General features: G+C 53.0%; 7 protein-coding genes. All 7 read left to right on the plus strand.

From position 1 onward, the window contains the following. Positions 1 to 170: 170 nt before the first annotated feature. The 7 genes from NM686_RS18580 (at position 171) to NM686_RS18610 (ending at position 11,484) form a co-directional block, all read left to right on the plus strand. Positions 171 to 3,203, plus strand: a complete 3,033-nt coding sequence (locus NM686_RS18580; protein ID WP_255189316.1) for an ATP-binding protein — start codon at positions 171 to 173, stop codon at positions 3,201 to 3,203. Positions 3,204 to 3,484: 281 nt separating this feature from the next. Next, a complete protein-coding gene (locus NM686_RS18585) occupies positions 3,485 to 5,131 on the plus strand; it encodes a SulP family inorganic anion transporter (RefSeq protein ID WP_255189317.1) in 1,647 nt (548 codons plus the stop codon). Between the two features lie 12 nt (positions 5,132 to 5,143). Beyond that, positions 5,144 to 5,845 (plus strand): phosphatase PAP2 family protein, encoded by a 702-nt coding sequence (locus tag NM686_RS18590; RefSeq protein ID WP_255189318.1) that lies wholly within the window; start codon positions 5,144 to 5,146, stop codon positions 5,843 to 5,845. Positions 5,846 to 5,878: 33 nt separating this feature from the next. Next, a complete protein-coding gene (locus tag NM686_RS18595) occupies positions 5,879 to 6,595 on the plus strand; it encodes a DUF2490 domain-containing protein (RefSeq protein ID WP_255189319.1) in 717 nt (238 codons plus the stop codon). 189 nt (positions 6,596 to 6,784) lie between these two features. Continuing rightward, entirely contained in the window at positions 6,785 to 7,519 is a 735-nt protein-coding gene (locus tag NM686_RS18600) for a hypothetical protein (RefSeq protein ID WP_255189320.1), read from the plus strand. A 32-nt stretch (positions 7,520 to 7,551) separates the two neighbouring features. Beyond that, complete coding sequence (gene mgtA, locus NM686_RS18605; protein WP_255189321.1) at positions 7,552 to 10,089, plus strand: magnesium-translocating P-type ATPase; 2,538 nt, start codon at positions 7,552 to 7,554, stop codon at positions 10,087 to 10,089. Between the two features lie 33 nt (positions 10,090 to 10,122). Continuing rightward, positions 10,123 to 11,484 (plus strand): virulence factor family protein, encoded by a 1,362-nt coding sequence (locus NM686_RS18610; protein ID WP_255189322.1) that lies wholly within the window; start codon positions 10,123 to 10,125, stop codon positions 11,482 to 11,484. The last annotated feature ends 14 nt before the right edge of the window (positions 11,485 to 11,498 follow it).

Consider the following 11,498-nt stretch of genomic DNA (forward strand, 5'->3'; position numbering starts at 1 on the left):
ACAGCCTTCATGAACGATAGGGGAATGAAACATGTGGTTTGCAAGTCAGGTTTGATATATAACGCTGAGTCATCCGTTCGCATCAATTTGTTGGTCAAGAAATTCCTTCTTCTGAAGTTGGGGATATCCTCATATACAATGCAGGATCATCCGTTTGAATTTTCATCAGCATGCGCGCAGCTACTTATTTGATCAATCGTCGGGATAGTTATCTGCTTTTGGTATTGGCATTGCTTTTGGCCAGTTATGGCCTTCGCGATGCCGATTGGCAAGGCAGTCAGTCGCTGCATACCGTGATGGAGTCGCTGGCGACGCTGTTGGCGTTTTTGGTCGGCATTCTGGCGCTGATCCGCTATTTCAGCCAGCGCGACAGTCAGTTTCTCTATATTGGTACGGCCTTTCTGGGAACGGGTTTTCTTGATGCCTACCATACCGTGGTGACATCGGCGTTCTTCTTGCCGTATATGCCTTCCGATTATCCGCATCTGGTGCCCTGGAGCTGGTTTGCGTCGCGCTTGTTTCTATCGGTGATGTTGTTCATGAGTTGGTGGCTCTGGTACAAACACCGCCATGATCCAGATTACCGGCATAGAACGGTTCTCATTTTCTGGGTCACGGGGTTGGCCACCCTGACCTGCTTTCTGTTCTTTGCCTTGTTTCCGCTGCCGGCGGCAACGGAACCGGATTGGCCGATTCCAAGGCCTTACGATTTTGCCCCGGCGCTGTTTTTTTTATGCGCGCTGATCGGTTATTTGCGTAAAGGCTTATGGCCCCGGAACGATTTTGAGCATTGGCTGGTGTTGTCGTTGATCGTGGGCCTGGCAACGCAAACTACCTTCATGCCCTTTTCCACGCATTTGAATGATACCGAATTCAATGTCGCTCATTTGTTGAAAAAGCTCAGTTACATCTTGGTCATGGCGGGCTTGTTGATCAATCTGTATCAAAGCTATCTGGCGTTGAAGCTGGAAACCAAACTGCGGATCGCGGCGGAAAAACAAAGCAGGGCCAGCGAAGCCAAGCTAACCACGATTCTGGACAATGTCGATGCCTTCATTTATCTGAAAGACATCGCGGGGCGTTATACCTATGCCAACCGCCGGACGCGCGATTTGTTTCGAGCCGAGCTGAGGCACATCATCGGACAAGGCGATGAATGCTTCTTTGCAACCGAGACCGTGCGGCAAATACATGGCAATGATAGACGAGTGCTGGATGACGGAGAAGTCCTGCGCTGCGAGGAAGCCAATATCGACCTGAAAACGGGCCGACTCACTCACTATTTAACGGTCAAACTGCCCTTGCGGCAGGATGATGGCTCGATTTATGCGCTGTGCGGCATTTCGACCGACATTTCCGAGCTCAAGCAAATCGAAGCGGAGCTCAGGCGCTACAAGGATCATCTTGAACAGGAAGTGCGGCAACGCACGGCAGAATTGCTGCAGAGCAACGCCCGCTTGTCCGACACCCAGTTTGCCATGGACAAGGCCGGTATCGGCATTCATTGGGTGGATTTTGCCAGCGCCCGTTTCCTCTACGTCAACGATTACGGCGCGCAATTATTTGGTTACACGCCCGCCGAATTGCAGCAATTGCGCGTTATCGACATCGATCTTAACTTTACCCTGGAAAATTTCCAAGCGCGCTTTGAACACATGCGCGAAGCGATCGCGGCCACCATCGAAACGATAGTGCGTCATAAAGACGGACACATCATTCCAATCAGCGTGACTTACTACTATCAGGCGGAGGCAGACGACCGCAAGGCCCGGTTTATCTGTTTCGTCAGCGACATTACCGTGCGCAAGCAGGCGGAAGCCCAGTTGGTCGAAGCCAAGAACGCCGCTGAAGCCGCGAGTCGTTCCAAAACCTTGTTCTTGTCGAATGTTTCGCATGAGTTGCGCACGCCGCTGAATGCAATTTTGGGCTTTACCCAGCTCATGGAACGTGACCCGCGCATTCCGGAAGATCAGCAGCGCAATATTGCCACGATCAATCGTTCCGGTAACCATTTATTGGCCCTGATCAACGATGTATTGGAAATTTCACGCATCGAGGCCGGGCGAACCACCACCGTCAAGGAAGCGTTTAACTTGCTGGCGACGCTGAACATGGTCGAAGAAATGATCAGGACTCGCGCCAAGGGAAAAGGTTTGACGTTCTTCGTCGACTGTTTCGAAAATCTACCAACCTTTGTACTTGGTGATGCCCATCATTTACGGCAGGTGTTGATCAACCTGCTGAGCAATGCGGTCAAATATACCGAACACGGCCAGGTCGGCCTCATCGTCACCCCAGGCGCTGGACAGGACATCCGTTTCGAGGTCATCGACACCGGGCCCGGTATCGCAACGGGAGAAAAGGAACAAATCTTTCATCCTTTTTACCAAACCGAATTCGGGATCGCCAAGGGCGAAGGCACGGGATTGGGACTGGCCATCAGCCGTAATTTCGTGAGTCTGATGGGCGGTGAATTGCAGGTTGAAAGCACGTTGGGCGAGGGCAGCCGTTTCTATTTCACGATACCCTTGCAGCCCGTCGCACCGCTGGCCAATGCAACCGGTGACCGCATCATCGGTCTGATGCCAGGCCAGCCCTCTCCGCATATCTTGCTGGTAGAGGATCACCCGGACAACCAGCGGGTGGCCGCCGAAATGCTCAAGCAAATCGACTGTGAAGTCTCGATTGCCAGCAACGGCCGTGAAGGTGTCGAATTATTCCAAAGTTTGCAGCCTCAGCTGATATTGATGGATATGCGCATGCCGGAAATGGATGGTTATGAAGCCACCCGCATCATCCGCGCCCTGCCAGGCGGGGACTCGGTACCGATTGTGGCGCTGACCGCCTCGGCCTTCGAGGAGGACAAAAGTACGGTGATTGCCGCAGGGTGTAACGAAATGCTCAGCAAACCCGTCGAAGCTCAAGTATTGTTCGAAACCATTGGCCGTATCCTCGATTTGCATTTTGAATATGCCAAGCCGAATGCCCCGATAAACATCGACGACCTCCCCCATCTGAATGCGTTGCCCAGCGAGTTACGGCACGAATTGAAAGAAATGGTCATCATGCTGGACGTGGAAGCGGCCCAAGCCATGGTTGAACGTTTACGTGCAGATTTTCCCGCCGAAGCCGATCTGCTCAAAGGGCTGATCGAGGATTACAATTTCGACCGGATCTTGACGCTTTTGGAATGCAGTTCATAGTTCCTTTTTCTGGATTTCATCCATCGGTTCTTAATCCTGAAAAAATCACTTGAGCACTTTAAATTCCGTTCGCCCTCTCCCTCAATATCCGGTTTGATTTTGTCCGCTGGCGACCATACGGTTTAAAACAACCAGACGCTTGGTTGAATGATCCCCGGCGAGCGCCTGAATCGTGGTTGAAATTCACCTGAAATCGCGTGCCAAGCCTTACAGATCAAGGTTCACAAAAAATGGCATGCTTTTGGCTTTACTGTGGTTTTCCTTTGTTGCAGAGAAAAACCATGTCCACTCCATCGATAGCTGCTCTTCCCAAAACCGGGCTTCCCGGCTTGCTCGAAAACTGGCGTAGCGATCTGCTATCCGGCTTTCTGGTGTTTTTGATCGCGCTGCCTTTGTGCCTGGGCATCGCGATGGCATCCGGCTTCCCGCCAATGTCCGGCATCATCACCGCCATCATCGGCGGGGTGGTGGTGTCGCGTATCAACGGCTCCTATGTCACCATCAACGGCCCGGCGGCCGGTTTGATCGTAGTGATCGTCGATGCGGTGCAATCGCTGGGCCAGGGCGATGCGATGGCGGGCTACCGTTACACCTTGGCCGCCATCGTCGTAGCCAGCGTATTGCAAATTTTGCTGGGCATTTTCAAGGCCGGCAAGCTCAGCGCATTTTTCCCGTCTTCGGTCGTACATGGCATGCTGGCGGCGATCGGCATCATCATCATGGCCAAGCAGGTTCATACCTTGCTCGGCGTGAAGCCGGAAGCCCAATCCCTGCTGGGCACCATCGCCGAGATTCCGCACTCATTGCTCAACCTCAACCCCGAAGTGTCCTTGATCGGAGGGATCGGCTTGCTGTTGCTGATTGCCTGGTCGCTGATCAAACACCCGACCCTGAAGATGATCCCGGCGCCGCTGTTGGTGGTATTGACCGGTTTGGCGCTCGGCCAATATTTCGATTTGGACCATAGCCACCAATACCTGTTTTTACCAAATGCGGAAATCCTGCCGCATCACGAATTCACCGTCGGCCCTGCGTTTTTGGTAGCCGTGCCACAAAACTTCCTGGCCGGCTTTTATTGGCCTGACTTTTCCAAAATTGCTACCTCCGAATTCTGGTTGGCGGTATTGACCATCTGGCTGGTCGGCAGTTTGGAAAGCTTGCTCAGTGCCTCGGCGGTCGACAAACTGGACCCTTACAAACGCAATTCGAATTTGAACCGCGACCTGACCGCCGTCGGCATTGGCAACCTGATCGCCGGCATGATCGGCGGCTTGCCGATGATCGCGGAAATCGTCCGTAGCTCGGCCAACATCAACAACGGCGCCAAAACCGCCTGGGCCAACTTTTTCCATGGTTTATTCCTGTTGATTTTCGTGGCCTTGTTTCCGAAGTTGATCCACGAGATTCCATTGACAGCGCTTGCGGCACTGCTGGTGTTCACCGGCTTTCGCTTGGCATCGCCTAAGGAATTCGCCAAAACCCTGGCCGTTGGCGTCGATCATTTCGCGGTATTCGTGATTACCATTCTGGGTGTGTTGGCGACGGATTTACTGGTCGGCGTGGCCATCGGCATCGTGGTCGAACTGGGCATCCATCTCAGCCGCGGCCTGAAATTGAGCAACGCTTTTTCGATGGCCTACCACGTACATCAAACCGATGACGACACCTATCACATCGAAGTATCGGGTGCGGCGGTATTCTCCAATTTCATCACCTTGAAAAGTTTATTGGCGGACTTTCCCACGGGCCAAAACGTATTCTTCGATCTTTCGGAGACCGACTTGATCGACCATACGGTGATGGAATTCATCCATCACTTCGCGGAAGACTACAACCAGGCCGGCGGCCACTGCGAAATCCTCGGTCTGGACAACCATGAGCGTTATTCGGCTCACCATTTGTCCGCCAGACGCAAAATCGTATTGTAAGGAAGCCGCATCATGATCTTGCTGCGCTGCCACTACGAATTGCTGACATGGCTGTCCCTGACCTTATCGACCACCTTGTTGTTCTGGTTTACCGACCTGGATCACAAGGCGGCGACGCTGTTTTACCACCCGGAGCTAGTGCGCGACGTCTGGCCCGAACAACATTGGTGGCTGTGGAAGGCACTCTATGACTATGCTTTTCCCTTCACCGTGGGCGCCGGCATCCTGGCCTTCCTGCTGTACCTGGCCAGCCATATCCATGACGATGCCCGCATATTCAGACGCCAAGCTCTTTATATCCTGCTGGTGATAGCGCTGGGACCCGGCATCTTGGTGAATCTGGTGGTGAAAGACCACTGGGGGCGTCCCCGGCCGGTTCACACCAAGGAATTTGGCGGGAAATACGATTATGTTCCGCCGTTGAAAGTCGGCCAAACCCCGGACAAATCCTTCGTTTGCGGGCATTGCTCGGTGGGTTACGCCTTCTTTGGCTTGTATTTTCTGGCACAAAACTATAAGGCGCTTTGCTTGATTTTGACGTTAGGCCTGGCCGGGACGCTGGGATTGACCCGGATGACCGCCGGTGGTCATTACCTTTCCGACATTTTATGGTCGGGTTATCTGGTTTTTTTGGTGGCTTTTGCCCTGTATTACGGCTGGTATGGGCGTTGCTCTCAGCTAACGGCCACATCGCCGCAAGCGGCCACCGGCTAAAGCCAGTCAGTTACCAATTTCCTGGAGATCGATATGCCTGCGACTCTTGCAACACCCTTATTGCGCCTGTGGGTTTTGGCGATGCTATCCGTTTTTGCCATCCCAGTGTCCGCCGACGACCTTACCGAAGACTCCGGCGCCTGGCTGCAAGCCGTCACCGAAGGCAGCATGGAGTTCATCGATCCTTCGCTGAAAAATGGCCGCATTTGGCTGGAAGGTCAATCGCGTTTCGACGGTGACTGGAGCCACTGGTATCAAGGCATGGTTCGCGCGGCAGCAGGTTACTCACTGAGCGACCGCGCCACGATTTGGGCCGGCTATACCTGGCTGCCGACGCAAAACATTGGCAAGGATTACATTGCTCAACAAGACATCTGGCCGGCGTTTCGTTATGTGTTGCCAACCGACATCGGCACCTTCACCTTCCGCACGATGTGGGAGACCAACTTTTTGCGCGGCGACCAACTGCGCGAACGCCCGCGGCAAATGATCAAATTCATGCACCCTTTCGAATTCGAGCCGCGTCTGAGCCTGATCGCCTGGGACGAAGCGTTTTACCGGGTCAATACCACCGAATGGGGCGGCAAATCCGGTTTCGATCAAAACCGCGCTTTTGCGGGGTTAGGCTGGAGTTTCAACAAAAACGTGCGCACCGAAATGGGCTATCTGAACCAGATTGTCGATGACGCCAAGCATGAAAATGCCACCATGCGGCATTTGGCAATGGCTTCGGTGTTCGTCAACTTTTGACAAACTCCGGCTGCCACGCACCAACATCGTGAGCCGCAATGCTTCGAATAACAAACCCTTGTATTTCAATGCCTGGCTGACGTTTTAACGACTGTCGTGTGACTATGCTGTGCCTCACCGTTTCATAGTCGCCTCCCGCCTGACCGGCACCGAGGTGCCGGTCTTTTTTGATAGGAAAATCCAAACACCATGCAAGCACCCCATCGCTATCAACGCTTTTGCGATATTTCCACCAGCGAACGGATTTTGAATACCGTGTTCCTGCTGACCATAGGCCTGGCTTACCTGATGGCCTTGATCAACATGGTCTACACCCACCAAGGCAGGGACGGCAAGCCCGGACTTTCGATAGAAGACATCGTCATCATGTATCACGGCTCCAATAACCAAACCCGGCTGGGTTCGGCGATCAACGGCATCATGGAACCGAATTTGAAATACAAGAGCGACAAGGAAGTGATTTTGAAATGGATACAAGAGGGCGCGGAAGAAACGGGTTATCAGCAAGACATCGCGCCGATCCTGAACCGCGACTGCACGCACTGCCACAACCCCGGCGAGAATCCTTCCTTGCCGGACCTGACTCATTACGCCGGCGTCGCCGAAGTGGCAAATGCCGGAGGGGCGACCTTACCGGCCTTGGTCAGAGTGTCCCACATCCACTTGTTCGGCATTGCCTTCATTTTGTATTTCATCGGCAAAATCTTCCTGCTGTGCGACATGAACATTTACGTCAAGCGCATCGCCGTGGTGATCCCGTTCGTGGCCATGCTGTTGGACGTGCTGTCTTGGTTCATTACCAAGCATGTTGCCCAATTTGCTTATGTCGTGGTATTGAGCGGTGCATTGATGGGGCTGTCGATGGGGGTACAAATCCTGTTAAGCCTTTACCAAATGTGGTTCTATCGTAATAGCCGATATTAGGGCCGCTTTTAAATGTCGAGGGGGAGCTTGTCATGTCAATCAAACGCCTAGAAACCAAACCGACTGCACCGTTTTGGCACATACCGCTCCCCGCCTTGTTCACCCAACTGCAAAGCCAGGCGCAGGGACTATCCCAACAAGAAGCCGAACACCGTCTGAAACTCTACGGTCACAACCGTTTGCGCGATCACCACGCCGTCACAGCTTGGCAGTTGCTGCTAGGTCAATTCAAAAGCTCAATTATCCTGATTTTGTTATGTGCCACGCTGCTGTCGTTTTATCTGCACGACAAGCTGGATGCATTGATCATACTCGGCATAATCTTGATCAGCGCGTTGCTCGGCTTCTGGCAGGAAAAAGGCGCTGCGGATGCGGTTGGCAAGCTCATGGCCCTGGTGCAAATCCAATCCTCCGTGTTACGCGATGGCGTTCAGTCAGAGTTGCCAGCCGAGCATTTGGTGCCGGGCGATATAGTGACTCTGAGAGCCGGCGACATCATCCCTGCCGATTGCCGATTACTTACGACTGATAATCTGTTCGTTGATGAAGCGATACTGACTGGCGAAAGCTATCCCGCCGAAAAATCACCCGGTGATATTGCCATTGGCGTGAGTTTGAGCCAGCGCCACAATTGTCTTTGGATGGGGTCGCACGTGCAAAGCGGCAGCGCCACGGCACTGGTGGTGGCAACAGGAACCCGTGGCGAATTCGGCAAACTCTCAGAGCGCATCAATCTCAAGGCGCCGGAAACCGAATTCGAGCGTGGCATACGCCGTTTTGGTTATTTGTTGATGGAAGTGACGCTGATTTTGGTAATACTGATTTTTGCCGTCAACGTTTATCTCGACAAACCGGTCATGGAGTCGTTTCTTTTTGCGCTAGCCTTGGCGGTAGGGTTGACGCCGCAATTGCTGCCCGCGGTTATTAGCGTTAACCTGGCCCATGGTGCCAAACGCATGGCCGAACAAAAAGTCATCGTCAAAAAACTGTCTGTAATAGAGGACTTTGGCAGCATGAATGTATTGTGCTCCGACAAGACCGGTACCTTGACAATGGGCACAATACAACTCAAACAAGCGTTGGATGTCTTTGGAAAACCTAGCGAGAAAGTGGCGCGTTACGCCTATTTGAATTCGTATTTTGAAACCGGCTTCAATAACCCGATTGATCAGGCAGTCAGAGACTTCAAAACCTTCGATGTCGATCCGAACGGCAAAGTAGACGAAATTCCCTATGATTTCCATCGCAAGCGTTTGAGCATGTTGGTGGAGGACGGCGGCTTTAGCTTGTTGATCTGCAAAGGCGCGCTGGACAATATTTTAGCAGTCTGCAGCGAGGCTGAAGACGAACACGGCTCACGGCAACCGATAACCGCAGTTAGTGATGTCATACAGGCACGCTATGCGGATTACAGCAGTCAAGGCTTTCGCACGCTGGGGCTGGCTTACAAACCTATGCCCGGCAGCCGCACGATAACAAAGGCAGATGAAACTGACCTGTGTTTTCTGGGCTTTTTGACCTTCATGGATCCTCCGAAGCCAGACTGCACGGAAACCATCGCCATGCTCAAGGCACAAGGCGTGACACTAAAAATCATTACCGGGGACAATCGCTTAGTAGCAGAAACCGTGGCCGAACAATTGGGCCTGGACGGCAGAAAGCTAATGACCGGTGGAGAGATTGGCAGCATCAGTGAAAGCGCGCTGATCCATCAGGTGGCTAAGTTCAATCTGTTCGCAGAAGTAGAGCCCAATCAAAAAGAACGCATCATCGTCGCTTTGAAGAAGGCTGGCTACGTGGTTGGCTACATGGGTGACGGCATCAACGACGTTTCCGCACTTCACGCCGCCGATGTCGGAATATCGGTAGACAGCGCCGCGGACGTCGCCAAGGAAACCGCGCAAATCGTACTACTGGAAAAAAACCTTAGAGTGCTGCTGCACGGCATTCGTGAAGGCCGCCTCACTTTTGCCAACACCCTGAAATATGTATTCATGGCCACCAGCGCCAACTTCGGTAATATGTTTAGCATGGCCGGTGCCTCGCTATTTCTGCCGTTCCTGCCGCTGCTACCCAAGCAGATTCTACTGACCAATCTGCTGACTGATTTTCCAGAAATGACCATTGCCACTGACCATGTCGACGAAGACCTGTTGAACCGTCCTAGGCGCTGGAACATCCAATTCATACGCCGGTTCATGGTCGTATTTGGCATGATCAGTTCGCTGTTCGATTTTTTGACGTTCGCTGTGCTACTGACCTTGCAGGTTCCCGTCGAACAATTTCGCACCGGTTGGTTCACCGAATCGGTGATCTCGGCTGCCTTGATCGTCTTTGTGGTCCGCAGCCATTTCCCCATGTTCGCTAGTCGGCCTGGGAAATACCTCTTACTAGCCACAACCATGATCGTCGCGATCACCTTAGCCTTGCCTTATTCACCGGTAGCGAGTGCACTGAATTTTAGCCCACTACCCCTACATATTTTAGGCACCTTGGGTTTAATCATTTTGCTGTATTTGCTAAGTGCAGAGCTTGCCAAACGAATTTTCTATCGCCACGTCATTCCATAAGCAATTTGTCCATTTCTAGACGGAAACATCACTATGAAACTGCCGTTCCAACCCTTACTGATCGTACTTGCCAGCGCCTTACTTTGTATAACAGTGCTATGGCATATCAAGCATCGGTTGCCCTCGCCGCCTCTGCAAACCCAATTGAAAACCCGCTATTTTGGCGACGTGGTGGTGGCCAAACCGGATAAAGCCGCCGCCGGCTTGAGCCTGCTGTTCGTCAATAGCCGGCAATTTGTACTGCAAGAGCTCGCAAAACAAATCGCCGCTCAAGGTAGCGCCGTGGCGATCATAGACAGTAACAAAGCCTTCAGGGAGCTTTCAGCCTCGTGCAATCATTTCCTGGACGCCACCGCGATAGCCGAACCGATGCAGCAATTGGCCGACTGGGCTGAAATCAAAGGCTACGAAAAAAGCATCATCGGCGGCATTGGCGATGGCGCCTTGCTGGCATTTTTAGCCGCACAGACCTACCCCAGCAAAAACACCGATTACTTATCGATCGATTTTTCCGTCCATGTTCCGAACAACGTCAATCTATGTCCGCCCTTCGAGATCGATCAATCCAGCCGCACATTGAAGTTTTCGCCCGACAGGGCCTCGCGTAATCACTGGCGCGTCGCCTGGACCGACCAACCGCCGGCTGAGACCGGCGTCTTCGTTCGAGCGCAGCCCAATGCGGATACCGTGATTGCCCCGTATGACACGCCATTGCCCCAAGTCACGATCGACGAAATCAACAATTTGTTAGGCCAAAGCCATTCATCGGCGCCCCCGATGCCGATTGTGGAAGTGCCAGCAAACAAACCCTATTCGACTCTGACCTTGTTTTATTCCGGCGATGGCGGTTGGCGCGACCTGGATCGTTCCGTGGCCCAAGAAATGGGCAAAGCGGGTTTTCCGGTGGTCGGCATCGATGCCTTGCGCTATTTCTGGAAACACAAATCGCCCGAGCAAGCGGCGCTCGATCTGAGCACGACACTGGCTTATTATCGAAATACCCGCGGCATCAAGTCCTTCGCCCTGATCGGCTATTCCTTCGGCGCCGACATTTTGCCAGCCATCTACAATCGTCTGCCCAGCACGGATAAAAACGCGATCAAACAGTTGGTGTTACTGGCTCCCGGCGAACAAGCCAATTTCGAGATTCATGTCTCGGGCTGGCTAGGCAAGCAAGACGGCGAAGCGCCGCTGGCACCGGAATTGGCGCGGATACCGGCCGACAAAATCCTGTGCGTCTACGGCCAGGAGGAAAATACCCATCAAGGCTGCAAGAACCTGGAGAACACCGCCGCCAAATTACTGGAATTACCGGGCGGCCACCATTTCGATCAAGACTATCCCAAACTGGCGCAACAGATCATGGATGTCTATCCCCGCCATACCTGGGAATAAACCGAGGTTATCGC

Source organism: Methylomonas rapida, from assembly GCF_024360925.2.
GTDB classification, from domain to species: Bacteria; Pseudomonadota; Gammaproteobacteria; order Methylococcales; family Methylomonadaceae; genus Methylomonas; species Methylomonas rapida.

What these genes read in the sequence shown, in the direction of transcription:
- NM686_RS18580 (WP_255189316.1), top strand. Translation starts at nt 171, where the DNA reads ATGCGCGCAGCTACTTATTTGATCAATCGTCGGGATAGTTATCTGCTT.
- NM686_RS18585 (WP_255189317.1), top strand. Translation starts at nt 3,485, where the DNA reads ATGTCCACTCCATCGATAGCTGCTCTTCCCAAAACCGGGCTTCCCGGC.
- NM686_RS18590 (WP_255189318.1), top strand. Translation starts at nt 5,144, where the DNA reads ATGATCTTGCTGCGCTGCCACTACGAATTGCTGACATGGCTGTCCCTG.
- NM686_RS18595 (WP_255189319.1), top strand. Translation starts at nt 5,879, where the DNA reads ATGCCTGCGACTCTTGCAACACCCTTATTGCGCCTGTGGGTTTTGGCG.
- NM686_RS18600 (WP_255189320.1), top strand. Translation starts at nt 6,785, where the DNA reads ATGCAAGCACCCCATCGCTATCAACGCTTTTGCGATATTTCCACCAGC.
- mgtA (WP_255189321.1), top strand. Translation starts at nt 7,552, where the DNA reads ATGTCAATCAAACGCCTAGAAACCAAACCGACTGCACCGTTTTGGCAC.
- NM686_RS18610 (WP_255189322.1), top strand. Translation starts at nt 10,123, where the DNA reads ATGAAACTGCCGTTCCAACCCTTACTGATCGTACTTGCCAGCGCCTTA.